Annotated in this window: 26 protein-coding genes; 12 read left to right on the forward strand and 14 right to left on the reverse strand. The window is 73.1% G+C overall.

What is annotated here, in order from left to right; all coding sequences use genetic code 11:
* Window positions 1-412: 412 nt before the first annotated feature.
* Complete coding sequence (gene cydB, locus ABZ809_RS26835) at window positions 413-1,411, reverse strand: cytochrome d ubiquinol oxidase subunit II (RefSeq protein WP_357565377.1); 999 nt, start codon at window positions 1,409-1,411, stop codon at window positions 413-415.
* A 15-nt stretch (window positions 1,412-1,426) separates the two neighbouring features.
* Window positions 1,427-2,842, reverse strand: coding sequence for a cytochrome ubiquinol oxidase subunit I (locus ABZ809_RS26840; RefSeq protein ID WP_357565378.1), 1,416 nt, complete (start codon window positions 2,840-2,842; stop codon window positions 1,427-1,429).
* Between the two features lie 186 nt (window positions 2,843-3,028).
* Between ABZ809_RS26840 and ABZ809_RS26845 the strand changes: the two genes are divergently transcribed.
* Entirely contained in the window at window positions 3,029-3,808 is a 780-nt protein-coding gene (locus ABZ809_RS26845; RefSeq protein ID WP_357565379.1) for a lysophospholipid acyltransferase family protein, read from the forward strand.
* Between the two features lie 16 nt (window positions 3,809-3,824).
* Here the strand turns inward: ABZ809_RS26845 and ABZ809_RS26850 are convergent, their stop codons facing one another.
* Entirely contained in the window at window positions 3,825-4,274 is a 450-nt protein-coding gene (locus tag ABZ809_RS26850; protein WP_357565380.1) for a hypothetical protein, read from the reverse strand.
* A 75-nt stretch (window positions 4,275-4,349) separates the two neighbouring features.
* Between ABZ809_RS26850 and ABZ809_RS26855 the strand changes: the two genes are divergently transcribed.
* The 3 genes from ABZ809_RS26855 (at window position 4,350) to ABZ809_RS26865 (ending at window position 7,306) form a co-directional block, all read left to right on the forward strand.
* Window positions 4,350-5,123: a glycerophosphodiester phosphodiesterase gene (locus ABZ809_RS26855; protein WP_357565438.1), complete on the forward strand. Its 774-nt coding sequence runs from the start codon at window positions 4,350-4,352 to the stop codon at window positions 5,121-5,123.
* An 18-nt stretch (window positions 5,124-5,141) separates the two neighbouring features.
* Window positions 5,142-6,530, forward strand: coding sequence for an MFS transporter (locus ABZ809_RS26860; protein WP_357565381.1), 1,389 nt, complete (start codon window positions 5,142-5,144; stop codon window positions 6,528-6,530).
* A 107-nt stretch (window positions 6,531-6,637) separates the two neighbouring features.
* Window positions 6,638-7,306: a thymidine kinase gene (locus ABZ809_RS26865; RefSeq protein WP_357565439.1), complete on the forward strand. Its 669-nt coding sequence runs from the start codon at window positions 6,638-6,640 to the stop codon at window positions 7,304-7,306.
* Window position 7,307: 1 nt separating this feature from the next.
* On the opposite strand, the gene ABZ809_RS26870 is transcribed toward ABZ809_RS26865, so the two are convergent.
* A complete protein-coding gene (locus ABZ809_RS26870; RefSeq protein WP_357565382.1) occupies window positions 7,308-7,766 on the reverse strand; it encodes a hypothetical protein in 459 nt (152 codons plus the stop codon).
* A 114-nt stretch (window positions 7,767-7,880) separates the two neighbouring features.
* Between ABZ809_RS26870 and ABZ809_RS26875 the strand changes: the two genes are divergently transcribed.
* A complete protein-coding gene (locus tag ABZ809_RS26875; RefSeq protein WP_357565383.1) occupies window positions 7,881-9,584 on the forward strand; it encodes an acyl-CoA dehydrogenase family protein in 1,704 nt (567 codons plus the stop codon).
* A gap of 25 nt (window positions 9,585-9,609) precedes the next feature.
* Here ABZ809_RS26875 and ABZ809_RS26880 read toward each other — a convergent pair whose 3' ends face one another.
* Complete coding sequence (locus tag ABZ809_RS26880; RefSeq protein WP_357565384.1) at window positions 9,610-10,257, reverse strand: response regulator transcription factor; 648 nt, start codon at window positions 10,255-10,257, stop codon at window positions 9,610-9,612.
* Entirely contained in the window at window positions 10,254-11,210 is a 957-nt protein-coding gene (locus ABZ809_RS26885; RefSeq protein ID WP_357565385.1) for a HAMP domain-containing sensor histidine kinase, read from the reverse strand. Before ABZ809_RS26885 ends, ABZ809_RS26880 begins: the two co-directional genes overlap by 4 nt.
* 227 nt (window positions 11,211-11,437) lie before the next feature.
* On the opposite strand from ABZ809_RS26885, the gene ABZ809_RS26890 reads away from it, so the two are divergent.
* Complete coding sequence (locus ABZ809_RS26890) at window positions 11,438-11,923, forward strand: TrkA C-terminal domain-containing protein (protein WP_357565386.1); 486 nt, start codon at window positions 11,438-11,440, stop codon at window positions 11,921-11,923.
* 31 nt (window positions 11,924-11,954) lie between these two features.
* On the opposite strand, the gene ABZ809_RS26895 is transcribed toward ABZ809_RS26890, so the two are convergent.
* From ABZ809_RS26895 to ABZ809_RS26910, 4 genes are all read right to left on the reverse strand, one after another.
* Window positions 11,955-12,953 (reverse strand): tyrosine-type recombinase/integrase, encoded by a 999-nt coding sequence (locus ABZ809_RS26895; protein WP_357565387.1) that lies wholly within the window; start codon window positions 12,951-12,953, stop codon window positions 11,955-11,957.
* Between the two features lie 57 nt (window positions 12,954-13,010).
* Window positions 13,011-13,496 (reverse strand): GNAT family N-acetyltransferase, encoded by a 486-nt coding sequence (locus tag ABZ809_RS26900; RefSeq protein WP_357565388.1) that lies wholly within the window; start codon window positions 13,494-13,496, stop codon window positions 13,011-13,013.
* A gap of 46 nt (window positions 13,497-13,542) precedes the next feature.
* Window positions 13,543-14,064 carry a DUF2087 domain-containing protein gene (locus ABZ809_RS26905; protein WP_357565389.1) on the reverse strand — a complete coding sequence of 174 codons (522 nt, stop codon included), beginning with the start codon at window positions 14,062-14,064 and terminating at the stop codon, window positions 13,543-13,545.
* Window positions 14,065-14,180: 116 nt separating this feature from the next.
* On the reverse strand, window positions 14,181-14,678 hold the full coding sequence (locus ABZ809_RS26910; protein WP_357565390.1) for a MarR family transcriptional regulator: 498 nt from the start codon (window positions 14,676-14,678) through the stop codon (window positions 14,181-14,183).
* Window positions 14,679-14,746: 68 nt separating this feature from the next.
* Here ABZ809_RS26910 and ABZ809_RS26915 point away from each other — a divergent pair, with 68 nt between their 5' ends.
* The 4 genes from ABZ809_RS26915 (at window position 14,747) to ABZ809_RS26930 (ending at window position 18,887) form a co-directional block, all read left to right on the forward strand.
* Window positions 14,747-15,970, forward strand: coding sequence for an MFS transporter (locus tag ABZ809_RS26915; RefSeq protein ID WP_357565391.1), 1,224 nt, complete (start codon window positions 14,747-14,749; stop codon window positions 15,968-15,970).
* Window positions 15,971-16,211: 241 nt separating this feature from the next.
* Window positions 16,212-17,015, forward strand: coding sequence for a TIGR03084 family metal-binding protein (locus tag ABZ809_RS26920; RefSeq protein ID WP_357565392.1), 804 nt, complete (start codon window positions 16,212-16,214; stop codon window positions 17,013-17,015).
* Window positions 17,016-17,233: 218 nt separating this feature from the next.
* Window positions 17,234-18,412 (forward strand): acyl-CoA dehydrogenase family protein, encoded by a 1,179-nt coding sequence (locus ABZ809_RS26925; protein WP_357565440.1) that lies wholly within the window; start codon window positions 17,234-17,236, stop codon window positions 18,410-18,412.
* A gap of 49 nt (window positions 18,413-18,461) precedes the next feature.
* Window positions 18,462-18,887, forward strand: coding sequence for an SgcJ/EcaC family oxidoreductase (locus ABZ809_RS26930; protein WP_357565393.1), 426 nt, complete (start codon window positions 18,462-18,464; stop codon window positions 18,885-18,887).
* A gap of 245 nt (window positions 18,888-19,132) precedes the next feature.
* Here ABZ809_RS26930 and rfbA read toward each other — a convergent pair whose 3' ends face one another.
* Window positions 19,133-19,993 (reverse strand): glucose-1-phosphate thymidylyltransferase RfbA, encoded by an 861-nt coding sequence (rfbA, locus tag ABZ809_RS26935; RefSeq protein ID WP_357565394.1) that lies wholly within the window; start codon window positions 19,991-19,993, stop codon window positions 19,133-19,135.
* Window positions 19,994-20,739: 746 nt separating this feature from the next.
* Between rfbA and ABZ809_RS26940 the strand changes: the two genes are divergently transcribed.
* Entirely contained in the window at window positions 20,740-22,113 is a 1,374-nt protein-coding gene (locus ABZ809_RS26940; protein ID WP_357565395.1) for an FAD-binding monooxygenase, read from the forward strand.
* Between the two features lie 45 nt (window positions 22,114-22,158).
* Here ABZ809_RS26940 and ABZ809_RS26945 read toward each other — a convergent pair whose 3' ends face one another.
* Window positions 22,159-22,608 (reverse strand): hypothetical protein, encoded by a 450-nt coding sequence (locus tag ABZ809_RS26945; protein ID WP_357565396.1) that lies wholly within the window; start codon window positions 22,606-22,608, stop codon window positions 22,159-22,161.
* A gap of 188 nt (window positions 22,609-22,796) precedes the next feature.
* Here ABZ809_RS26945 and ABZ809_RS26950 point away from each other — a divergent pair, with 188 nt between their 5' ends.
* A complete protein-coding gene (locus ABZ809_RS26950; protein WP_357565397.1) occupies window positions 22,797-23,951 on the forward strand; it encodes an epoxide hydrolase family protein in 1,155 nt (384 codons plus the stop codon).
* A 45-nt stretch (window positions 23,952-23,996) separates the two neighbouring features.
* Here the strand turns inward: ABZ809_RS26950 and ABZ809_RS26955 are convergent, their stop codons facing one another.
* Both ABZ809_RS26955 and ABZ809_RS26960 read right to left on the reverse strand, forming a co-directional pair.
* Window positions 23,997-24,707 carry a class I SAM-dependent methyltransferase gene (locus ABZ809_RS26955; protein WP_357565398.1) on the reverse strand — a complete coding sequence of 237 codons (711 nt, stop codon included), beginning with the start codon at window positions 24,705-24,707 and terminating at the stop codon, window positions 23,997-23,999.
* A gap of 46 nt (window positions 24,708-24,753) precedes the next feature.
* Complete coding sequence (locus ABZ809_RS26960) at window positions 24,754-25,905, reverse strand: DegT/DnrJ/EryC1/StrS family aminotransferase (RefSeq protein WP_357565399.1); 1,152 nt, start codon at window positions 25,903-25,905, stop codon at window positions 24,754-24,756.
* Window positions 25,906-25,909: the final 4 nt, after the last annotated feature.

The raw sequence follows: 25,909 nt of genomic DNA on the forward strand, positions 1-25,909 counted from the left end.
CTCGAAGTTGAACCGGCGCTTGAGGGCCGAGGACATCTCCGACACGCCCCGGTCCCGCAGGTTGGCGACGCCGGCGTTGTGGCCGGGCTGTCGTCGGCCCGGTGGATCAGCCGAGCGAGCGGTCGGACGGCCGGAGCCCATGGCGCAGCCGACTGTTCAACCGCCTCTGACCTTGCCTCTCCTGCCTCAAGGTCGCGCTTCAACCTGGAAGGAGTGGCCTCCCTGCGTCGGGAGGCCACTCCTTCCAGGAAATAGCGCGATCTTGCACCCCTGGGAAGCGTGCGCGGCGTCCTCGGCTCGGGGCGCCGGCGACGTGGGAGGGCCACGGGGCGGACGCGGAAGGAGTGCGCGTCCGTCCCGTGGCCCGGGCGGATGGCGGCGGCGGGGCCCGCGGCCATCCGGCGGGGGCGGGTCAGTGGCGCGGGATGTGGGCCACCCCGATGCGCTTGCGGAACACCCAGTACGTCCAGCCCTGGTAGGCCAGCACGATCGGGGTGAACACCACCGCCACCCAGGTCATGATCTTCAGGGTGTAGGGGGTGGAGGCGGCGTTGGTGGCCGTCAGCGTCCCGGCCGCGTCGAGCGTGGAGGGCAGCACGTTCGGGAACAGTGCCGCGAACAGCGTCGCCACGGCCAGCGCGATCGCCACGGCGGTGCCGGTGAAGGCCCAGCCCTCCCGGCGTACGCGGGCGGCGGCGAGACCACCGAGCAGCGCCAGGGCCGCGCCGACGGCGAACGCGACGGCGGCCGCGCTGGAGCGGATGGTCAACGTCCAGCTCAGGAACGCCACCGCGAGCACGGCGGCGGCCACGCCCAGGCGCACCGCGAGAGCGGCGGCACGCTCGCGGACGTCGCCGACGGTCTTGAGCGCGATGAACACGGCGCCGTGGGTGAGGAACAGCGCGGCGGTGGTCGCCCCGCCGAGCAGGGCGTACGGGTGCAGCAGGTCGACCAGGCCGCCGACGTACTCGTGGTCGGCGTCCAGCGGCACGCCGCGCAGGATGTTGGCGAACGCCACGCCCCACAGGACCGCCGGCAGCAGCGAGCCGACGAAGATCGCGGTGTCCCAGCGGCGTTTCCAGGATGCCTCGGGGCGCTTGTGCCGGTACTCGAAGGCGACGCCGCGAATGATCAGGGCGAGCAGGATCAGCAGCAGCGGCAGGTAGAAGCCGGAGAACAGGGTGGCGTACCACTCGGGGAACGCGGCGAACATGGCGCCGCCGGCGGTGATCAGCCAGACCTCGTTGCCGTCCCAGACCGGGCCGATGGTGTTGATCAGGACGCGGCGTTCCCGGTCGTCGCGGCCGAGCACGGGCAGCAGCATGCCGACGCCGAAGTCGAAGCCCTCGAGGATGAAGTACCCGGTGAACAGGACCGCGACGAGCAGAAACCAGATGGTGGTGAGTTCCACGGTGGGGCTCCGGGGTCAGTAGGCGAACGCGAGCGGGCGCTCGGCGTCGTCGTCGGTGTCGTCGGTCTCCGGTGCCGGGGTGAGGTCGGGTACGCCGGCCCTGGCGTAGCGCAGCAGCAGCTTGACCTCGATCACGGCGAGGGTGGCGTAGATGAGGGTGAAGGCGGTGAACGAGGTGAGCACCTCGGTGAGCGAGACGCTGCGGGACACGCCGTCGCGGGTGAGCATCTCGCCGAAGACGATCCAGGGCTGGCGGCCCATCTCGGTGAAGATCCAGCCGAAGGAGTTCGCGGCGAGGGGCAGCAGGGGCATGACCAGGCCGGCGCGCAGCAGCCATTTGCTGGTGGGGGTGCGGCCCTTTCGTTGGCTCCAGAGCACCAGCAGGGCGATCGCGGCGGCGGCCATCCCGAAGGCGATCATGAAGCGGAAGCTCCAGTAGGTGACCGGGATGATCGGGGTGTAGCTGCCGGCGCCGTACTGGGCGGCGTACTGGGCCTGCAGGTCGTTGATGCCGTGCACGGTGCCGTTCGGGTCGCCGGTGCCGAGCCAGGACAGCAGGTGCGGGATCTTGAGGGCGAAGACCTCGCGGCTGCCGTCGAGGCTGCCGATGGTGAGTACGGAGAACGAGGCGGGGCTCTCGGTGGTGTAGAGGCCCTCGGCGGCGGCCATCTTCATCGGCTGCACCTCGGTCATGATCTTGCCCTGGATGTCGCCGGTGAAGGCCACGACGGCGGCGGAGACCAGGGTGACCCAGGAGCCGAACTTCGCGGCGAACCGGTAGGCGGGGGTGTCGGCGGAGTCCCGGTTGCGTACCAGGTGCCACACGGCGACGGCTACCAGCAGCGAGCCGGCCACCAGGAACGCGCCGGCGATGGTGTGCGGGAAGGTGATCATGGCGACCTTGTTGGTCAGCACGGCCACGAAGTCGGTGAGTTCGGCGCGGCCGGTCTCGGGGTTGATCCGGTAGCCGACCGGGTTCTGCATGAACGAGTTCGCCGCGAGGATGAAGTACGCGCTGAGGTTGCTGCCGATCGCGGCGGCCCAGATGGCGGCCAGGTGCAGCCGCTTGGGCAGCCGGTCCCAGCCGAAGATCCACAGGCCGATGAAGGTCGACTCCAGGAAGAACGCGACAAGCGCCTCGATCGCCAGGGGGGCGCCGAAGATGTCGCCGACGAAGCGGGAGTAGTCGCTCCAGTTCATGCCGAACTGGAACTCCTGCACGATGCCGGTGACCACGCCCATGGCGAAGTTGATCAGGAAGAGCTTGCCGTAGAACTTGGTGAGCTTGAGGTACTTCTCGTCGCCGGTGCGGTGCCACAGCGTCTGCAGGATCGCCACCAGCACGGACAGGCCGATGGTCAGCGGCACGAAGAGAAAGTGGTAGACGGTGGTGACACCGAACTGCCAGCGGGCGACGTCCAACGCGTCCACCAGAAACCCCCAGCTGTGCATACTACGAGACGTAGTAGATACTACCGCTCGTCGTAGAAAATCCGGCAGGGCCGGGGGGCCCGAAGCGGCCCGGGACCAATGACCCTGATCACCTCTGCCGGACGGCCCGCCGGTCTCCCGCCCCGCGCCGCGTGCGCGCAGCCCCGCATGCGACCATGCGCGCTGATGGACACCACCCGCCCGACCTGGCAGCCGCCCCTGTTCTGGCGTGCCGCGCAGCTGCTCGCCCGCGTCCTCGTCGCGCTCCTGGCCCGGCTGGAGGTCAGCGGCGACGTGCCCGCGGCGCTGCGCCGGGGCCCGCTGATCCTGGCCGCCAACCACATCAGCCCGTTCGACCCCGTCGTCCTCGCCGCGGCCTGTCGGGCCCGGGGCGTCGCCCCCCGGATCATGGCCACCGGCGGGCTGTTCCGCACCCCCGTCATCGGCCCGCTGATGCGCCACGCCGGGCACCTGCGCGTCGACCGGGGCACCGCCGCCGTCGGCCGCGCCCTCGACGACGCCGCGGCGGCGGTCGCCGCCGGCTCGGTGATCCTGGTCTACCCGGAGGGCCGCATCGGCCTGGACCCCGGCATGTGGCCCGAACGCGGCAAGACCGGCACCGCCCGCCTCGCCCTCGCCTGCGGCGCCCCGGTGATCCCCGTCGCCCAGTGGGGCTCCCACGAGGTGGTGCCCTACCGCGCCCCGAAGGGGCTGCTGCGCGGCATCGCCCGCGCGGTGTGGCGCCGCCCCGTGCTGCGCGTGCACTTCGGCGCGCCCGTCGACCTGGCCGACCTCGCCCACGGCGGGCCCGGCGCCGCCGTGCGGGCCACCGACCGGATCATCGACGCCGTCACCGACGCCCTCGTGCCGCTGCGCCCCGACGAACCGGAGCGCCCCCGCCACGTCGACCCCGGCCGCCCGGCCGACACCAGCCGGCTACACCGCCGGCACCGCTCGCCCGGCTGACCCGCCGGGCGTGCCGTCAGACGGCCTGCGCCAGCCGCAGCGACTCGCCGACCGCCGTGGCGACCGGCGCCACCGGAGCCGCCACCGTCGCCAGCCGCTGCAGCAGGCCCGTGACCCGGTTCGGGTCGGCGTCCGGGCGGGTCAGCTCCGCGCAGTTGGCGCCGCAGGCCAGTTCCCGCACGCCGACGCGGGCGCCGTAGTCGTATCCCAGGTCCTCGCGGGCCGGTAGCCGGTCCACGTCGTGGTACCCCTGCCGCGGCGGCTCCAGCACCGTGCGGGCGCACTCCAGGTAGAGCAGGCTGCCATCGGTGGAGAAGTGCAGGAACGTGGAGGCGACCACCTCCCCGCCCCAGGACGGCACCATGGCACACAGGTAGTGCCGCGCCGCGCCCTGCGGGCGGGCGGCGACCTCGCGTACCTCGTCGTCACCGCACCGCAGCGCGGTGACGACGTCACTGTCCGACATCCGCCAGCCCGGCGCGGGTCAGGCACTGCCGGTACCGGCAACCGGGTGGACGTCCGGCGGCCACCCGGGCCGGGCATACTCCCCCGCGTGACCCACGCCTACCTCGACGGCCCCGCGCCGCTGGCCTTCGCCCACCGTGGCGGCGCAGCCGAGGGCGACGAGAACACGGCCGCCGCGTTCGCCCGTGCGATCGGGCTCGGCTACCGGTACGTCGAGACCGACGTGCACGCCACCGCCGACGGCGTCGCGGTGGTGTTCCACGACGCCACGCTCACGCGGGTCACCGGCGAGCCGGGGCGCATCGCCGACCTGCGCTGGGCCGACCTGGCGTCGGTACGCGTCGGCGGCGCCGCCGTGGTGCCCCGCCTCGACGAGGTCCTCGACGCCTGGCCGCAGGTGCGGTTCAACATCGACGTCAAGGCCGACGGCGGCGTCGACCCGGCCGTGGCCACCATCGGGCGCGCCAACGCCGGCGGCCGGGTGCTGCTGGCCTCGTTCAGCGACGCCCGGCTGGCCCGGCTGCGCGCCCTCACCCAGGGCCGGGTCGCCACCAGCCTCGGCATGCGCGGGGTGGCCCGGCTGCGCGTGGCGTCGCTGACCGGCCGGCCGTTGCGGCTGCCCCCGTCGGTGGTCGCCGCGCAGGTGCCGGTCCGTTACGGGCGGGTGCCCGTGGTGGACCGCCGGTTCCTGCGTCACGCCCACCGACTCGGCCTGCACGTGCACGTCTGGACGATCGACGAACCTGCCGAGATGCACGAGTTACTTGATCTTGGAGTGGATGGCATCATGACCGATCACGTCGGCGTGCTGCGCGACGTCTACCGCAGCCGCGGCCACTGGGCCGCCTGAACCGTTCGAAGGACCCCGATGGCCGAGACCACCACCCCCACGGTGGGCGACACCCCCGCCCCGGCGAGCACCCGCCGCGAACGCAGCGGCTGGTACTTCTACGACTGGGCGATGTCCGCCTTCTCCACCACGGTCATCACCGTGTTCCTCGGGCCGTTCCTGACCACCGTCACCGAACTCGCCGCCGGCTGCGAACTCGGCGCCGACACCTGCTCCGGGTACGTCTACCCGCTCGGCATCAAGGTCGCCGCCGGCTCGTACTTCCCGTACCTGGTGTCGCTGTCGGTGTTCCTGACCGTGTTCGCGCTGCCGGTCGTCGGCGCGATCGCCGACCGGTCCGCGCACAAGAAGCGGCTGCTCGCCACCGCGGCGTTCGTCGGTGCCGGCGCCACCGTCGGCATGCTCTTCGTCACCGGCGACCGGTACCTGCTCGGCGGGGCGCTGTTCATGGTCGCCAACATCGCCTTCGGCGCCGGTGTCGTGGTCTACAACTCGTTCCTGCCGCAGCTCGGCGGCCCCGACGACCGCGACGGCATCTCCAGCCGAGGCTGGGCGCTGGGCTACCTGGGCGGCGGCCTGCTGCTGGCGCTCAACCTGGTCGCGGTCAGCATGCTCGGCGAGGAGGGCAACCACCAGCGCACCCTCGACCTGGCCCGCTGGTCGATCGTGTCCGCAGGCGTGTGGTGGGCGGTCTTCACCCTCGTCCCGCTGCGCTGGCTGCGCGAGCACCCCACCGCCGCCGCACTGGCCGGCGGCAACCCGGTCACCGACGGCTTCCGGCAGCTCGGCCGCACCCTGCGGGAGATCAAGGCGTACCCGCTGACGCTGTTCTTCCTGCTCGCCTTCCTGGTCTACAACGACGGCATCCAGACGGTCATCGCCCTGGCCAGCCAGTACGGCACCGAGGAGCTGCGGCTCGGGCAGACCACGCTGATCGTCACCATCCTGCTGGTGCAGTTCCTCGCCTTCGGCGGCGCGCTGCTGCTCGGCGCCCTCGCCAAGCGCATCGGCGCCTGGAAGACCGTGCTGATCAGCCTGGTGCTGTGGACCGGGGTGATCCTCGGCGCGTTCCGGCTGCCCGCCGAGGCCCCGCTGCCGTTCATGATCCTCGGCGCGGCCATCGGCCTGGTGCTCGGCGGCAGCCAGGCCCTGAGCCGGTCGCTGTTCAGCCAGCTCATCCCCGCCGGCAAGGAAGGCGAGTACTACGGCTTCTACGAGATCAGCGACAAGGGCACCAGCTGGCTCGGCCCGCTGGCCTTCGGCCTGGTGTTCCAGCTCACCAACTCCTACCGGGTGGGCCTGGTCTCCCTGCTGGTCTTCTTCGTCGTCGGGTTCCTGCTGCTGCTGGCCGTACCGATCCGCCGGGCCATCGTCGCCGCCGGCAACACCCCGCCACGGGTGCTCTGAGCGGGGGGCGTTCCCCCGCGTCAGCCGGATCAGGCAGCGTCGATCGACTAGGCTGCCCGACCGTGACCCACCACGCCGCCGCCCCGATCTGCCTGGCCCGCCCACCGCTGCGCCCCGACGACTCCCCCGCCGGGTGCGCCGCGGCGCGGGGCGTGGACGGGCGTCCGCTGCACGCGGCGGCGTTCAAGTTCTTCTGGGGACCCATGGACTGCGGCAAGTCCACGATGGCGTTGCAGATGAACCACAACCACGCCCGGCAGGGCCGCCGGGGCCTGGTCACCACCCGCATCGACCGTTCGCTCGGCCCGCAGGTCACCACCCGCATCGGCCTGGCCCACGAGGCCGTCGAGGTGACCGACGACCTGGACCTGCGGGCCCTCGTGCACGACACCTGGGCCGAGGGCGTCCGCGTCGACTACCTGATCTGCGACGAGGCGTCGTTCTACAACCTGGAGCACATCGAGCAGATGGCCGAGCTGGTCGACAGCTACGACGTCGACGTCTACGCGTTCGGGCTGGCCACCGACTTCCGGTCCTGCCTGTTCCCCGCCGCGCAACGGCTGTTCGAGCTGGCCGACGAGGTGGCCCGCATCCAGGTCGAGGTGCTCTGCTGGTGCGGCCGGGAAGGGCTGCTCAACGCCCGCGTGGTCGACGGTCGGGTGGTCCGCGAGGGCCAGCAGGTCGTGATCGGAGACACCGTGGACAGCGCCGAGGTGCGCTACCAGGTGCTCTGCCGCAGGCACTACCGCGCCGGCGAACTCGGCCCCCGCCGCTGAGTCAGTACGGGTCGCCGCACACCCGCCAGTCCCCGTCCTCGCGCACCACCGACAACTCCCGTTCCTCCGTGTGGCCGCTGTCGCGGGTCAGCCGCACCGTCACCGTGCCGTGCGGGCGGCCACCCCGCGTCGCCACCGACACGTCGACGATCTCGTACTCGCTGACCACCGGCGGGGTGCGTACCCAGCTGGTGAACCCGATCGGGCTCCACCGGCTGCGCGCGTCGGCGCAGAGCCGGTCGTACGCGCCGTCGGTGTCCCCCGCCGCGACGGACCGCAGGAACGCCTCGCTGGTCTCCCGGACCGGGCCGCTGGCCTGCGTGACGACCTGCACGTTCCAGGCGCCCAGCCCGGCCACCCCGATGCAGCACAGCAGCACCGTCACGCCCGCGAATACCAGCCCGGTACGCATCGGGCGGCCCCGTCGGGCCGGCCGGCTCCACGGCTGCTCAGCGCCCACCTGTCGACCGTAGAGAACCGGTGGGCCGCTCCGCAGGAAAGTAGCCCTGTCGGGCCCGCCGCCGCATCGTCTACCGTCGGCGCAGACCCTCCGTCACCCGCCAGGAGCCCGATGATGACCCGCTTCGTGCAGCCCGCGCCGGCCCTCGACGACCCGTACACCGGCGACCGGCTGCTGCGGTCCTGGCTGGAACGGCAGCTCGGCGCGGACGGGCACGCCGCCGCGAAGGGCCGGCTGGCCGACCTGGCCGCGGACGTCACCGGGCCGCTGCGCGCCGCGCACGCCGACGCGGAGGCGCACCCACCCACCCTGGTCCGCTACGACCCGTGGGGCGCCCGGGTCGACCGGGTCGACACCTCCGCCGGCTGGCAGGCCCAGCGGGCCGCCGCCGCCCGGCACGCCGTGGTCGCCTTGCCCTACCTCGACGCCGCCCGCGCCACGTGGGGGGCGGGCACGCGGGTCGTGCAGCACGCCCTGCTGCACCTGTACGGGCCGGAGTCGGCCACCTTCTCCTGCCCCGTGGCGATGGCCGACGGGGCGGCGGCCCTGCTCAGCCTCCCCGACGTCGACCCGGCCGTCCGCGACGCCTGGCTGCCCCGGCTGACCTCCACCGACCCCGACACCGCGATCACCAGCGGGCAGTGGATGACCGAGTCGCAGGGCGGCTCCGACCTGGGCCGCTCCACCACCACCGGCCGGCCCGCCGCCGACGGCTCGTGGCGGCTGACCGGCGAGAAGTGGTTCTGTTCCGCCGCCGACGCGGCGATGGCGGTCGCCCTGGCCCGGCCCGAGGGCGCCGGGCGGGGCAGCCGCGTGCTCGCCCCGTTCCTCGTGCCCCGCTACGCCGTCGACTCGCCCCTGCCCGGTCCGGCCGCACCCGACGCGCCCGCGCCCGGCGTGACCGTGCACCGGCTCAAGGACAAGCTCGGCACCCGCGCGCTGCCCACCGCCGAGATCGGGCTGCGCGACGCGTACGCGCTGCCGCTGGGCGACCCGGCCGTGCCCGGCCTGGCCCGGGCGATGACCCTGGTCGTGGTGACCCGGGTGCACAACGCAGCGGCGGCCGCCGGGGGGATGCGGCGCGGTCTGGCCTACGCCCGCGCGTACGCCGACGCCCGGCACGTCGCCGGCGGAGCGTTGGCGGGCAACCCGCTGCACCGGGCCACCCTCGGCACCCTGGCCGTCGACGCGGCCGGCGCGTTCGCCCTGGCCGGGCACACCTTCGCGCTGCTCGGCCGGGTCGAGGTCGGCGCCGATCCGGCCGCCGCCGCCGAGCTGCGGGTGGTCGCGCCGCTGGCCAAGCTCGCCACCGGCCGGCTCGCGGTCAGCTCCGCCAGCGAGTACGTGGAGAGCTTCGGCGGTGCCGGCTACGTGGAGGACACGGGCGTGCCCCGGCTGCTGCGCGACGCGCAGGTGCTGCCCATCTGGGAGGGCACCACCAACGTGCTCGCCCTCGACGTGCTGCGTGCCGTGACCCGGGAGGACGCGGGCTTGCCGCTGCTGCGCCGCCTCGCCGCCGCCGCCGACCTGGCCCGGCCGCTGTCGCCCGCGCTGGCCGACACGCTCGCGGCCGTGACCGGTGAGCTGCGCGGCGCCCTGACCGAGGTCGCCGCCGACCCGGGCGCCGCCACGGTCGTCGCGGGCGCGCGCGGGCTGGCCCTGCGGATGGCGTACGCGTTGACCGCCGCGCTGCTCGTGGAACACGCCGCCTGGGGCGACGAGCAGGCGGAGCTGGTCGCCCGACTGTGGGCACGGCGGTGGCTGCGGCACGAGGAGATCGCCGGCGACGCCCACCACCACCTGGAGCTGCTCTGCTGAACGGCGCGCCGACCCGGGTGTGCGGTCACGGCTCGATGAGGCCGGCCCGGATGGCGTAGCGGGTCAGTTCGAGCCGGTCCTTGAGGCCGAGCTTCTGCAACAGGTTGGCCCGGTGCCGCTCGACGGTCTTGACGCTGATGAACAGCAGGCCGGCGATCTCCTTGGACGAGTGGCCCTCGGCGACGAGCTTGAGGATCTCCTCCTCGCGTTCGGTGATGGCCCGGGCCGGCAGGCTCTCGCCGCGCGCACGGCGTTCCAGGTAGGTGCGGATCAGGGCGTTGATGGCGCCGGGGTAGAGGAACGGCTCGTCGCGGACGGCGGCCCGGCAGGCCTCCACCAGGTCGCGGTCGGCGACGGACTTGAGCACGTAGCCGCTGGCACCGACCTTGAGGGCCTCGAAGAAGTACTGCTCGTTGTCGTACATCGTCAGGATGATGATGCGCAGGCCCGGCTGTTGCCGGGACAGCTCCCGGGCCGCCTGCAGGCCGGTCATCCTCGGCATGGCGATGTCGAGGATGGCCAGGTCGGGGCGTTCGGTGCGGGCCAGGGCGACGGCCTCCGCGCCGTCGCCGGCCTCGGCCACCACGGTCAGGTCCGGTTCGCTGTCGAGGATGAGGCGCACGCCCCGGCGCACCAGGGCGTGGTCGTCGGCGAGCAGGATGCGGGTGGTCACGGCACGTCCTCCCGGTCGCCGACCGGCACCCGCAGCCGCACCTCGGTGCCGCCGGCCGCGCCGGATGTCACGGTGAGCTGGGCGCCGATGAGCAGGGCCCGTTCGCGCATGCCCCGGACGCCGGCACCCTCGGCGGCGTTGCCGATGCCCCGGCCGTCGTCGCGGATCCGCAACCGCACGTGGCCCGGCTCGCGGACCAGGGACAACTCGACGGTGGCAGCCCGGGCGTGCCGGACGGTGTTGGTGAGGGCCTCCTGGGCGACCCGGTAGATCACCAGTTCGGCTTCGCCGCCGAGGGCGGGCAGGTCGGGGTCGAGGTGCTGGCGCACGGTCAGGTCGGTGTGCCCGGTGACCTCCGTGGTGAGCGCCTTGAGGGCGCTGGTCAGGCCGAGTTCCTCCAGCACGCCGGGGCGTAGCCGGCGCGCGATGCGGCGGATCTCGTCGAGGCTGTCGCGGGTGGTCTCCTGCACCTGGGCGAGCTGGGCGCGGACCGGTTCGGGCGCGTGCCGGGCCACCTGCTTGAGTTCGAGCAGGACGGCGGTCAGCGTCTGGCCGACCTCGTCGTGCAGTTCCTGGGCGACGCGGCGGCGCTCGGCCTCCTGGGCGGACAGGGCGCTGGCGGCGCTGGCGGCCCGTTCCGCCTCCAGCCGGTCGATCATGGCGTTGAAGGCGCGGATCAGGTCCGCGATGCCGGCCTGACCGGCCGGAACCGGGCGCGGCTCGGGCTGGAGCAGGTCGATGGTGGTCATGGCCCGGGTCAGCCGGTGCAGCGGGGCCAGGCCGACCCGCAGCAGCGCGGCGTTGGCGACCAGCATCGCGGCGAGGCCCACGGTCAGCACGAGCGCCTCGGTGAGCAGCACCGGGGTGGACACGGTGACCGGCCCGAGCAGCAGTAGCGTGGCGCTGACGAGCACGGCGGCGTTGAGCAGGAAGATCCGCCAGAACAGCGGCACGACGTCACCTCCCCTCGCGCTTCTCGCCCTCATCATGATCAGCCTGTCGGCCGGGGCGCGTCCTGTAAATGCGTGCCCGCACCCATTGTCCGCCGCGTACGCGCCGCGCCGACGCCTCCTGGCCTGGGCGACCGCGGCAAATGGGTGTCAGCACCGATGCCGGTCCGCGTCGCGCGGATGACCATGAAACGTGAGGTCGCACCCCGCACCGACGACAGGAGGCAACAATGCAGATCGAACGCGTTCCGCTGCCGGGGGTCGGCGTCGGCTACACCCTGCACACCGGCGACGGGCAGATGCTCGGGGTCGTCTGCCACCGCAATGGCCGACGTGACCTCGTCGTCTACGCCCCCGGCGACCCGGACACGGTCGAACGGTCCCTGACCCTCACCCCGGCCGAGGCGCAGGAGGTGGCCGAACTGCTGCACAGCATCGCCACCATCGACCACGTCACGCACCTGGAACGGCACCGCGAGGCGATCAGCGTCGCCGAGGTCCCGGTCACCGCGGCGTCGCCGTACGACGGCCGGCCGCTCGCCGACGTCGTGGCGCACACCCGTGGCGTGACCGTCATCGCCGTCGTCCGCGACGGGCGGACGGTCACGGCGCCCGGGCCCGGGCACGTCCTGACCCACGGGGACGTCGTGATCGTCGCCGGTGACCAGGAGAGCATCGGCGCGTTCAGCCGCGTGCTCGTCCTCGCCGACTCGTAGGGCACGGGTGCCGAAACGGTCGGGGCCGCCGTCAGCCGCGGCGGCGGGCCCGGGCGGCCCAGATGACGTACGCGGGGTCCCGGTCGAGGTTGTGCCGGTCCCGGTCGTAGCGGCGGGTGGTACGCGGGTCGGCGTGGCCCATGGCGTCCTGCACGTCCTCCAGCGGGACGCCCTCGGCGCGGGCGGTGGTGGCGAACGCGTGCCGCAGGGAGTGCGGTGACAGCCTCGCCCAGGCCGGGATGCCGGCCGTCCGGGCCAGCCTGCGCACCAGCCGGAACACGGCGTGCCGGTCCAGCCGGGACCCGGTGGCGGTGACCAGCAGCGGGCCGGTCAGCTCGGGCACCGTCACGCCCTGCGCGGCGGCCCGCTGGGCCAGGTAGGCGTCGAGCACGTACGCGGTGCCGGGAGTGAGGGCGCGGCGGCGGAACTTGCCGCCCTTGCCGACGAACCGCACGCTGCGGTGGCCCCGCTCGGCGCCGAGGTCGGCCAGGTCGAGCGAGACCAGTTCGCCCACGCGCAGCCCGAGGTCGGCCAGCAGGGCGATCGCGGCCCGGTTACGCACGGCGGTGGACCCGGTGTCGGCGTCGGCGGCGGCGAGCAGCGCGTCGACCTCCTCGGGGGTGAGCCCCACGGTGGCGGAGTGGTCCCGGTCGATCCGGGGCCGGTCGGCGCCGGCGACCGGGTTGGCGTCGACCGCGCGCAGCTTGACCAGGAAGTCGTACCAGCTGGACAGGGCGGAGAGCCGGCGGGCGACGGTGGCCGGCGTGAGCGGCTTGCCGCTGCGCGCGCCCAGCGTCGCCTCCAGCGCCCGGCCGTACTCGTTGACGTGCAGGAAGTTGGCCCGCAGCGGGTCCAGCTCGCGGTCGGCGCACCAGGCGAGCCACCCGGCGACGTCCCGCCGGTACGCGTCGCGGGTGTGCTCGGACAGCCGCCGGTTGCGCAGCCACGCCTCGGTGAAGTCGATGGGCCCTCCGGGCAGGGCGGGCGGGGACGACGAGCGGGGACGCGCCGGCACGTTCGACGACAGCATGTGAAAAAGGTTCTCAGAACCGGATGGAAATCGGGAGGAGGCGCGCCCGACGCGTCGTCAACCCAGGGCCTTCTCGAACCAGTGCTCGGCGTAGGCGCCGCCGTGGTACGCCGGGATCTCGCGGTAGCCGTGCCGGGCGTACAGGGCGCGGGCCTCGACCAGGTCGCTGCGGGTGTCCAGCCGGATCCGGTCGACCCCGGCGGCGAGGGCCCGCTGCTCCACCGCGGCGAGCAGGGCCGCCCCGCCGCCGCGACCACGGTACGCGGGCTGCACGTACAGCCGGGTCAGCTCCGCCCAGTCCGGCCGGTACCGCAGCCCGGCGCAGGCGGCCGGACGGCCGTCGTGACGCGCGACGAGAAGGAACCCGGTCGGCCCGGTCAGGTCGGCGCTCGGCTCGTCGGCCATCGCCGCGGCCACCTCGCCCGGCCTGACCGGTCGGCCGTGGTATCGGCGGACAATCTCCTCGAAGTAGGCCTCCAGCAGGGCTGTCGCCTCGGGCCGGTCGGGGTGGATCGGGGTCGTCGTCCAGTCGGTCGCTGCCACCCGCCGATTCTCGCGGGAGGGTCAACGGGATATCCGTGACGGACCGTCAGCCGCCGATGCGCCAGTACACGCCCTGCTCGCGGGCCAGCAACTGCTCGTCGACCAGGTACCGTCGCAGCGTCACGTGGTCGGAGCCGCCGCGCTCGCACCAGCGCCGCAACACCTCGTCCACCGCCCGCTCCGGGTAGCGTGCGCCCGGCTCGAAGGACCGCGCCACGTGCGCCAGCACCACCCGCCGCCGGCCGCGCTGCGCCGGCAGGCCGACCAGCTGGTCACCGCGCACGAAGGTGCGCAGCACCCGGTCGGCGGTGGGCTCACCGGCGGGGCGATCCGGCGACGGTGTGCGGGCCGCCTCGCGCAGCCGCTCGGCGTCCACCCGAAGGCCCCCGTCGCCGTCGGTCACCAGGCCCGCGTCGACGAGCCGACGGGTCGCGGTGACCACCTGCCGGGCGGGCAGGCCCGTCCGGTCGGCCACCGCCGGAGAGTCGGCGTCGCCCAGCACGATCGCCGCGAAGACCCGTCGCCGTACGTCGTCGGCGAGCGCACCCGCCAGAGCCTGTGCCGTCATGCCGGCCACCCTGCCAGCCGGCGTACGCGGCCCGCACGTCATTTCCGGCGTGGGCCGCACGTACCTGGTCACCGTGTGCGGCAACCTTTGCGGGCGGGGCGGGGCGCCACGGCCGGTCAGTCGTGCGGTCGTTCGGCGCGCAGCACGACCCGGCGCAGCAGGTCGGACAGTTGCCGCCGCTCGTCCGGGGCCAGGGCCGTCATCAGCCGGTGTTCCTCGGCGCCCCGGATGTCCATCGCTCCCCGCCAGGCGGTCCAGCCGGCCTCGGTCAGCTCCACCTCGACCCGCCGCCGGTCGGTGGTGGACGGGATCCGGTGCACGAAGCCGCGCCGGACCAGGGCATCGACGCGGGCGGTGACGGAGGCGGGTGCCATCACCAGGTCACGGGCCAGGTCCGACGGTGCGGCCCGGCCCCCGCGCCCGGCGAGGACGTGCAGGGTGTCGTACTCGTGGCCCTGTAGCTCCAGGCGGGCCAGGGTGTGTTCCTTGACCTCGCGCAGGTGCCGGACGAGGAACTGCATCCGGGTCACCGCCCCTTCGAGCTCGGGGTCGATGGTCGGCAGGATCGGCAGCCATCGCTCGACGTGCCGGTCGACGTGGTCGCGGTCGGTCATGCGACCCACTCTATGCGACTCCGAAATATTCGTTGTCGAAAGATTCGACGTCGAAGTATCTTGTCGGAGTGACCCATCCCCTCCGCGTACGCCCGTTCCGGCTGCTCTTTCTCGGCCGCACCGTCTCCGCCGTCGGCGACGCCGTCGTGCCCGCCGCCCTCGCCCTGGCCGTGCTGCGCGCGACCGGCTCCACCGCCGCCCTCGCCCTCGTGCTGTCCTGCGCGATGCTGCCCCGCCTGCTCCTGCTGCCCCTCGGCGGCGTGCTCGCCGACCGGTTCGACGCCCGCCGCGTCGCGATCCTCGCCGACCTCGTACGCTGCCTCGCGCAGCTCGCCGTCGGCCTCGAACTCCTCGGCCACCCGTCGCTCGGCGTGATCGCGGTGGCCGCCGCGATCGGCGGAGCCGCCGGCGCCTTCGCCCTGCCCACTTCCGCGCCCCTGGTCGCGGGCACCGTCGACCCGGCACAGCGGCAGCAGGCCAACGCCCTGATGGGGGTCACCGCCAACACCAGCCGGCTGGCCGGCCCTGCCCTCGCCGGCGCGCTGATCTGGGCCGCCGGGCCGGGCTGGGCCTTCCTGCTCGACGCCGCGACGTTCGCACTCAGCGCGCTGCTGCTCGCGGTCGTCCGCGTCCGGCACGTACCGATGCCCCGCCGTGGCGTCCTCGCCGACCTGGCTCTCGGCTGGCGCGAGGTCCGCAGCCGCGACTGGTTCTGGACCAGCCTGCTCGGCCACGGCGTCTGGAACGGCGCCGCCGCCGTCCTGCTGACCCTCGGCCCGGCCGTCGCCGTGCGCCGCCTCGGCGGGGAGGGCGTCTGGGTGCTGATGCTCCAGGCCGGCGCGGTCGGCATGCTCACCGGCTCGCTGCTCGCCGCCCGGATCCGCTCCCGCCGCCCGGTGCTGGTGGCCAACCTCGGGCTCGCCAGCTACGCCGTGCCACTGGCGCTGCTGGCCGTCGCCGCGCCCGCCCCGCTGGTCATCGCCGCCTACGGCGTCGCGCTCACCGCACTCGGCTACCTCAACCCGGTGTGGCAGACCGTCGTGCAGGCGCAGTTCCCACCCCACGTCCTCGCCCGGGTCAGCTCGTACGACTGGCTGGTCTCCCTCGGCGCGACGCCGCTGGGTTACGCCCTCGCGCCGGTCGCGACGCACGCCTGGGGCGAGGCCGCGCCACTGCTCACCGCGAGCGCGCTGGTCCTCGTCGCCTGCGCCGGCACCGCCGCCGTCCCCGGCGTACGACGGCTCACCTCGTCGCCGGAAGCGCCCGGCGCCCTTGCCGCCACCGCGCGGTGAGCACCCGGAGCGGGTGACCGGTGATGGCGTCCACGTGGTCCTGCGCGGGCAGTCCCTCTCCGTCGAGCACGTCGGGAGAAGACACGCCCGTGCCTCCCTCGCCATCCTGGGACTGACCGCGGCCGGCCCGCGAGGACCGTCGGGTCCACACCAGAGGGCCGACACCGACCCGCCGCCCGCGACTGCCCGTGGCGGTCGGTCCGTGCCCTGTCGCGTGTCCCCTACCGAGAGGAACAGACAGGTGGCTGAGCAGCAGGATGTGATCACGGCCCTGGCGGCCGACGGCGACGAGGTCGACCGCCTGGTGGCGGACCTCTCCGACGCGCAGTGGCAGCTGCCGACACCGGCGGTCGGGTGGACGATCACCCACCAGATGGCGCACCTGACAGCCACCTTCCAGCTGGCCGGACTCGCCGCGGCCGACCCGGACGGGTTCATGGCCATGGCCAGCGGGCTCGGCCCCGACTTCAACGCCAACGTCGTCGCGGCGATGGCCCCGCACCTGGGCGACTCCCCGTCGACGCTGCTGGCCAAGTGGCGCCGCCAGCGGGCCGAGACGGAACGGGCGCTCGCGGCGGTGCCCGCCGGGCAGTTGGTGCCGTGGCTGGTCCGTCCACTGCCGGCGCCGGTGCTGGCCGCCGCCGGCATGATGGAACTCTTCGGCCACGGCCAGGACATCGCGGACACCCTCGGAGTACGCCCCACCCGCACCGACCGGCTGCGGTACCTGGTGGAGTTCGCCGTCCGGACCTGGGACTTCGGATACCAGGCCCGGAAGCTGACCCCACCGGACACGGAGCTCAGCTTCGACATCGTGGCCCCGTCCGGCGCGCACTGGCAGTTCGGGCCGCAGGACGCGACGAACCGGGTCTCGGGTCCCGCGGAGGACCTGTGCCTGCTGGTCACCCGCAGGCGCCACCGCGACGACCTGGGGCTGTCGGCCACCGGCCCGGAGGCCGACCACTGGTTGGACATCGCCCAGGCGTACCGGGGGCCGGCCGGTACCGGACGCACCCCGGGCCAGTTCGCCGTCCCCGCCGCCTGACCGACCGCACCGGCGGGGGCCCGATGACGGGCCGGCCGCACAGATCTCGCCGTGAGTCGCAATCGGGAAGATGCAGACGGCGAGCCCCGGATGCGACCGTCGGTGGGCGACGGGCGGATCCGCGCACCGGCACCGCCGGCGCGACCACGTGGCCGGCCCATCCTTGGCCGGGCCCACACCTGTGACAGCTACCGCGCAGACCTAGGAGGCATGTGGTGTTGGCAACCGGTGTTCCCACCAGAGAGGAACTCGTCCGGCGGGCCGCCGCCGTGGCGCCGGCGCTCCGCGAGCGGGCGGAGTGGACCGAGCAGAACCGGCGGTTGCCGGAGGAGACCATCGAGGCGCTGGCCGAGGCCGGCGTGTTCAAGCTGCGGGTCCCGGTCCGCTACGGCGGTTACGAGGCGGACACCCGCACGCTTGTCGACGTCGCGACCGAGTTGGCCCGCGGCGACGGGGCCACCGCCTGGGTGGCCTCGGTCTACTGGATCCCCACCTGGATGACCTGCCTGTTCCCGGACGAGGTGCAGGACGAGGTCTTCGCCACGCCGGACGTCCGGATCTGTGGCACGCTCAGCCCTTCCGCCACGGCCACCCGCGCCGACGGCGGCATCGTCGTCAACGGCCGGTGGGGGTTCGTCAGCGGGGCCCTGCACAGCCAGTGGCAGGAGATCATCGCGGTCCAGGTGGACGCCGAGGGCGGACCGATGCCGGTGATGGCGCTGGTGCCCATCTCGGACCTGACGATCGTCGACGACTGGCACACCGCGGGCCTGTGCGGCACGGGCAGCGTGAGCACAGTCGCCGAGAACCTGTTCGTGCCGGCCGCCCGGGTGCTGCCGCTGGGCGCGGTGCTGCAGCAGCAGTCCGCGAGCCGGCGCAACGCCGACGCGGCGATCTACCGGCCGCCGCTGCTGCCGGTGGCCTCCGCCTCGTCGGTGGGGACGATGGTCGGGCTGGCCCAGGCCGCCTGGGACGTCTTCGCCGAGCGGCTGCCGGGCCGGAAGATCACCTACACCGGGTACGAGTCCCAGGCGGAGGCGCCGGTCACCCACCTCCAGGTCGCCGACGCGGTGGCGCGCCTCGACGAGGCACGCCACCACGCCCACCAGCTCGCCGAACTCGTGGACACCAAGGCCGCCGACGGTGCCGCCTGGGACCTGGAGGAGCGGGCGCGGGCCCGGGCCAAGCTGGGCGCGGCCTCCGGGCGGGCCCGCGAGGTGGTCCGGATCCTGGCCGATGCCAGCGGCGGATCCTCCATCTACGACTCGGTGCCGATGCAGCGGATCCTGCGCGACGTGCAGTCGGTCAACCTGCACGCCCTGATGAACCCGCACACCAACGCCGAGCTGTACGGGCGGGTGCTGTGCGGCCTCGAACCCAACACGCTCTACCTGTGACGACGGTCCGCCCGCCCGTCGCGACCGAACGCCGGAAGGAAGCAGCCAGATGACCTCCACCGAGACCACGACGGCCCCGCCGTCGAGTGAAGAACAGGCGGCCGTCGCCGCCGTGCCCCAGCGCATCATCGAGGCCTGGGCGAAGCACGACGCCGACGCCTTCGCCGACCAGTTCACCGAGGACGGCACCATGATCCTGCCCGGCCTGTACCGCAAGGGACGGGCGGAGATCCGGGAGTTCATGGCCGCCGGCTTCGCCGGGCCGTACCGCGGCACCCAGGTCACCGGGACGCCGTTCGAGCTGCGCTTCCTCTCCTCCGACACGGCGCTGCTGCTGACCGAGGGCGGCGTCCTCGCCCCGGGCGAGTCCACGGTGGCACCGGAGCGGGCCATCCGGGCGTCCTGGCTGCTGAGCCGCCGGGACGGACGGTGGCTGCTCACCGCATACCAGAACAGCCCGGCCCAGCCGAGCTGACCGGGCGGCCGTCAGACGGCCGCCCAGCACGATCCGGGAGCGTCGCGATCGCGACGCTCCCGGATCCGTCTGCGCCGGCGAGCCCGCCGTGCGCCCCCGCGTGGTGCGGCGGGACGAGGCACCTCGGCGGCGTCGGAGCAGCGCGGTGGCGAAGAGGGACGAGAAGCGCGCCGCGGACACGTCGACGCCACCCGCCGGCACGGGCGGGTGGCGTCGACGAGCCGGGTCGGACGCGCGGTCGACGTTCAGTCCAGCAGCCGCAGCAGGTACTCGCCGTACCCGCTGTTGAGCAGCGGCCGGGCCAGCTCGCGTAGTTGCGCGTCGCCGATCAGGCCGGCCCGCCACGCGGCCTCCTCGACACATCCGATCTTGCAGCCCTGCCGCTCCTCCACCACACGCACGTACTCGCCGGCTCGCGCCATGTCGGCGACCGTGCCGGTGTCGAGCCAGACCGAGCCCCGGTCGAGCACCGTGGCCCGCAGCATGCGCTCCCGCAGGTAATGGGCATTGACCGCGGTGATCTCCAGCTCGCCGCGGGCGCTGGGTTGCAGCCCGCGGGCGATCTTCACCACCTCGGCGTCATAGAAGTAGAGCCCCGGTACGGCGTACCGCGACCGTGGCTGGGCGGGCTTCTCCTCGATGGACAGCACCCGACCCGTGGCGTCGAACTCCACCACCCCGTAGGCCGACGGGTTCGGCACGGGCCAGGCGAAGATGTGCCCGCCGACCACCTCGGTGCCTGGTCGGGACCACCGCCCGAAGTCCGTACCGTGGAACAGGTTGTCGCCCAGGATCAGCGCGGAGTTGCGGCCGTCGAGGAACTCCTCGCCGATGAGGAACGCCTGGGCGATTCCCTCCGGGCGGAGCTGGACCGCGTACTCCAGTCGCAGCCCCCACTGCGTGCCGTCCCCGAGCAGCCGGCGGAACGCCTCGCGGTCCTCCGGCGTGGTGATGATCAGGATCTCGCGGACGCCGATCGAGATCAGGGTGGACAGCGGGTAGAAGATCATCGGCTTGTCGAAGACCGGGACCAGCTGTTTCGAGATGGCCTTGGTCACCGGCCAGAGGCGGGAACCGGTGCCGCCGGCGAGCAGGATCCCGCGCATCGGCGGATCGGGCCGCAGGGCCGTCGCCGTGCTCCGGATCGGCGCGCCGACGTGCGGTTCACGTCGGTCAGTTCGCGGATCAGATTCGATCATGATCGCTCAACACTCTGACGTTGGTGGATGGGTTTCGGTGGCGCGGTCGTTCCGCCGGGCCTACCGGTCGGCGCAGGTCGAACGCGTGGAGCTTGTTGTTGCCCGTGCGGAGGTGGTGGTCCGATCCCCGGCGGAGCCGGCGGACACCGCACGATCGGCGCTGCCGGGACAGCGCCGGTGCGCCTGGCCGCCCCCGCCGGCGCCCTGCCTCCGAGCATGGCGGGGGCCGACCGGGCCGGTCATCTCGCAGGCTGCTCAGCTCGACGCGCGGCCTGGCGGGCGAGCCGGCGTACCGCGCGCCGCGACAGCGGTGGACCGCGCTGTGGCATGGCGGGCGGAGCGAACCACGCACGGTGGAAGATGCGCGCGGACCCGGTCGGATGTGACCGTGCAGGGGTGCGCTTCTCGTCGGGGGCGGCTATTGGTCACCGGCGATGACGTTCCGCCCCGGATTCTGCCGCGTCCGCCGGCGGTGGCCCCGCACACGCTGACGCACGCCGGAAGACATCCGCTTCGACCTGTACGCGGTGAGGGTGAGCCCGCACCGCGCCGCGCAGCCAGAAAGGAACGGACATGTTCCCCATCAGCACGTCGTCCGCCACCGCGCCCGGGCGGGTGGCGCCGGCCGACCAGCGCGTTCCGCAGTAATGACCATGGCCACCAAGACCGCAGTGGTGCTCGGCGGGAGCATGACCGGGATCCTTGCCGCCCGGGTGCTCTCCGAGACCTACGACACCGTGCTGGTGATCGACCGCGACGAGGTGCTGGGCGTACGCGAGAGCCGATCCGGGGCACCGCACACCCGCCATGCGCACGGCCTGCACGCCCGGGGGCACCTCAACATCGAGGAGCTCTTCCCGGGCTTCACGGCCGAACTGACCGCCGCCGGGGTGCCGACCGGTGACCTGGGCGAGATGCGCTGGTACTTCAACGGCCGGCGGCTCAAGCCCGCCCGGACCGGGCTGATCTCCGTCACCGCGCCCCGGCCGGTGCTGGAGCACCACGTACGCGCCCGGGTCGCGGCCCTGCCGAACGTCCGCTTCCTGCAACGGCACGATGTGCTGAACCTGGTCACCACGCCCGACCGGGGCAGGGTGATCGGGGTCCGGGTGCTCCCCCAGGCCGACGGCGCGGTCGAGGAGATCCTGGACAGCGACCTCGTCGTGGACGCGACCGGTCGTGGTTCGCGCACCCCGGTCTGGCTGGAGGAACTCGGCTACGAGCGGCCGGCCGTGGACCGGGTGAAGGTGGGCATCGCCTACACGACCTGCCACTACCGGATCCGGCCGGAGTGGTTCGGTGGCGTCCAGTCGATAAACCCGGTGGCGTCGCCGGCGCATCCGCGGGGCGCGTTCTTCGGGCAGGTCGGGCGGGACCTGTGCATCCTGTCGCTCACCGGGATCCTCGGCGACTACCCGCCCACCGAGCCGGAGGGGTTCCTCGAGTTCGCCCGTACGCTGCCGGTGCCGGACGTGTACGAGGCGGTGCGGGACGCGCAGCCGCTCGACGCCCCCACGTCGTTCCGTTTCCCGGCCAGCATGCGGCGGCGTTACGAGCGCCTGCGGCGGTTCCCCGACGGGCTGCTGGTCATGGGCGACGCGGTGTGCAGCTTCAACCCCGTGTACGGGCAGGGGATGAGCGTCGCGTCGATCGAGGCGATGGCGCTGCGGGAGCACCTGCGCGCGGGGCCGCCGGCTCCGCTGCGCTTCCTGAACGACATCTCCCGGGTCATCGACGTGCCGTGGGAGATCTCGGCCGGAGGGGACCTGGACTTTCCCGAGGTGGAGGGCGAGCGCACCGCGAAAGTCCGGATCGGCAACGCGTACATCGCGCGGGTGCAGTACGCGGCGACGAAGGACGCCGCCATCACGGACCAGTACATGCGGGTGGCCGGCCTGATGGATCCACCCACGTCGCTGATGCGGCCGGGCATGCTGGCCCGGGTGCTGTGGCACTCACCGCGCCGGCCGCGGCCGGGGCCGTCCTGGCTCGCCACCACCGCGGCGTCCCCGGTGCCGCAGCCCTGAGCCGCGACGGTTGCCTGGTGGGGGCGCTGGCGCGCCCCCACCAGCTCACTCGGCGTCCGGCAGCCGGGTGAACCGCATGTCCATCCAGTGGCGCCAGCCCGCGCCGTCGTCGCGGCGTTCCCAGCGGGCGGCCATCGCGCGGCCGTCCTCGTCGATGGACAACGTCGCCTTGATCCCCTCGCCGGCGAAGGTCCACACGCCGTTCTCGTCGACGCTGGCCCGCATCGTGGCGAAGACGCCGTCGCTGTGGAACGAGCGCATGGCGTAGCTGTCGTCGGACGCGTCGTGCTCGCCGATCACCTCGAGGACCCGCATCCGCTGCGGGCCCATCTGGACGTCGGCGTGGTGGAGCAGGAAACCACCATCGAACCACTCGTAAACATCAGTACCGGAAACGGTGATGCTTTGCTCCGATGAATCCGCAACTGTTTCTCCGGACGTCTGCCACCTGCCGACGAGTGGTTCCAGCGCTTTGAGCGCACTGCTTTCCGCCATTGCGAACCATCCTTTTTCCGGGTGGTCGGACATTCGTCAGACTACCCAGCGTGAGGCGTGCCTACCGGATTTCGGCCCAACCGGCCGGGCGGGATTACCGCACGCAGGAAGTGGCCCGGGGGCGATGCCCTGACCGACGATGTGCTGGTCGTTCGCCGCGATCGTCACGAAGCAGACAGGGGTTAGAAGTGAGGCCATTCCGTATCGACATCCCGGAAGCCGCTCTGGACGACCTGAGAACCCGTCTGGCCGCGACCAGGTGGCCACAGGAGATGCCCGGCACCGGCTGGGAACGCGGGGTGCCGCAGGCATATCTGCGGGACCTCGTCACCTACTGGCAGACGAAGTACGACTGGCGTGCCGCGGAGGCCCGGTTCAACCAGTACCCGCAGTTCGTCACCGAGATCGACGGCGCCCAGGTGCACTTCCTGCACATCCGCTCGCCCGAGCCGGACGCCCGTCCGCTGCTGCTCAGCCACGGCTGGCCGGGTTCGATCGCGGAGTTCCTCGACGTGATCGGCCCGCTGCACGACCCCGTCGCGCACGGCGGGCAGGCGCGCGACGCGTTCCACCTGGTCATCCCGTCGCTGCCCGGGCACGGCTTCTCCGGGCCGGTGGCAGCGACCGGCTGGGACTACCCCCGTATCGCCCGCGCGTGGGCGGAGCTGATGCAGCGGCTGGGCTACGACTCCTACCTGGCCCACGGGGGCGACCACGGGTCGTACATCTCCCTCGAACTCGGCCGGCAGGTCCCGGATCGGGTCCACGGCGTCCACGTCAACATGCTCCTCACCGTGCCCAGCGGCGACCCCGAGGAGATGGCCGGCCTGACCGAGGGTGACCTGGCCCGGCTGGCCAAGCTGGCGTACTTCGACGCCGAGGTGTCGGGCTACATGAAGGTGCAGTCGACCCGCCCGCAGACCATCGGCTACGCGCTCACCGACTCCCCGGTCGGCCAGCTGGCCTGGATCGTGGAGAAGTTCTACGAGTTCAGCGACTCGACGGACGCTCCCGAGGACGCCGTGGACCGCGACCTCATGCTCACCAACGTGATGCTCTACTGGCTCACCGGCACCGCGGCCTCCTCCGCGCACCTGTTCTACGAGGCACGCGGCTACATGCGCGACGTCTTCACACCGGGGGTCGCCCCCGCGCCGGTCACCGTGCCGATCGGGGTCGCGGTGTTCGAGCCGGACTTCGTGCCGGTGCGGACCCTCGCCGAGCGCGACTACCCGACCATCAGCCACTGGAGCGAGTTCTCCCGGGGCGGTCACTTCGCCACCCTGGAGCAGCCGGCGGTGATGGTCGAGGACCTCCGGACCTTCGCCCGGTCCCTGCGCTGAACCACCGGCTCCGGATCGCGCCCCGCCGCTGCCGGCGGGGCGCGATCACCGTGCCCGGCCCACGAACAGCCCGCGCCCGGACTGCACGTCCGGCAGGTACTCGGCGGTGCAGCCAGCCTGGTGGAAGGCCGCCAGGTAATCCTCGCGTGCCCACACCCCGAAGACCTGGTCCTCGCGGAAGTGCCGGATACCGTCCGCGTGCGCCACCACGTAGTGGCTCTCGATGCGGGCGGCGCTGTCGAGCCGCTCGGTACGGGACACCCGGGAGATCGTGCGGTCCGCTCCCCGGATGATGTCGGCGGCGATGTGCCCGTCGAGGAAGGTCTCCGGGAAGTACCAGGGTTCGACGAGCAGCACGCCGCCCGGGTGCAGATGTCCGGCCATCCGGGCGACGGCACGCCCCATCGCCTCGACCGACGGCAGGTACGCCACGGCGGTGGACAGTGAGATCACCGCATCGAAGCGCCGCCCGAGGTCCAGCCGGCACATGTCGGCGACGTGCACCTGCACCCCGGGCAGCTTGGCGCGGGCGACCGCCACCATCGCGGCCGACAGGTCGACCCCCTCCACCCGGTCGAACAGGCCGCGCAGCCAGCGCAGGTGCTCACCGGTGCCGCAGCCGACGTCGAGCAGCGACCCGGCGTCCGGCCGGCGTGCCCGGATCAGCTCGGCCACCAGCGTCGCCTCGGCCGCGAAGTCCTGCCCACGGGAGGCGTACACCAGGTCGTACACCTCGGAGAGGTCGGCACCGAACACGGCTTTCCCTTCGCTCGACGGTGGTTGCCACCGGGCAGCGCCGGCGTCAGTCTCCCCGACCCGCGACCGACCGGGACTCGACAGCCTTGCGCAGCTGCTCGGCCACCAGCCGTACGTCGGCGTCGGTGAGTCCCTGGTGCAGGGGAAGCAGCAGGGTCGTCCGGGTCGCCTCCTCGGTACCGGGCAGGTCGGCGCCCCCGAAGAGGGGAACGTGGTGCAGCGGCGCGTAGCGGAACGTGGTGTAGATGCCGGCCTTGTACATGTCCTCGGCCACGTCGTCGCGGATCGCCGCAGGCATCTGCACCCAGTAGAAGTAGTACGAGGTGACGTGCCCGGCGGGCAGCGGCGGCGGTAGCCGGACGCCGTCGACGTCGCGCAGCAGCGCGTCGTAGGTCTCCACGATCTCGCGTCGGCGGCGGAGGAACTCGGGCATGCGGCGCAGTTGGGTGCTGCCGATCGCCGCGGTCATGTCGTTGCCGATGAGCCGGCGACCGGGTTCGTCGACGTGCAGGTCCCACCAGCGGCTGGACACCTTGGCCGCGGTGGTGAAGGCGGTGCGGTCCTCCAACCCGTGGTAGGCCAGCCGGTTCGCCCGCCGGGCCAGGGCCGGGTCCCGGACGTAGAGCATCCCACCGTCACCGGTCGTGATGATCTTACGGGAGTCGAAGCTCCACACGGCCAGGTCGCCGAAGGAACCGCAGGCGCGGCCGTCCACGGAGGAGGCCGGCGCGCACGCCGCGTCCTCGATCAGCGTGACACCGCGCCGTTGGCACAACTCGGCGATCTCCGCGATCTGCCCCGGGTAACCCCCGTAGTGCAGCACCATCACCGCCCTGGTCCGGGGGCTCATGGCGCGTTCCACGTCCGCCGCGCTCGGATTCAGCGTGCGCGGGTCGACGTCGCAGAACACCGGCCGGGCGCCGGCGGTCAGGATGACGTTCGCGTTGGCGACGAAACCCTCCGAGGGCACGACCACCTCGTCCCCCGGGCTCAGGCCGAGCAGCTCCACGGCCAGGAACAGGCCCGACGTGGCGGAGTTGATGAAGATCATGTTTTCGGGGGGTACGCCGACGTGGCTGGCGAACTCCGCCTCGAACCGCTCGGCCCGGGGCCCGTAGCCGAGCCAGTTACTGGCGAACGTCTCGGCGACGGCGTCGAGTTCCGCTGCGCCTAGCGCGGGCTGGAAGACATTGATCATGGCA

Source organism: Micromonospora sp. NPDC047074, from assembly GCF_040643815.1.
GTDB lineage: Bacteria > Actinomycetota > Actinomycetes > Mycobacteriales > Micromonosporaceae > Micromonospora.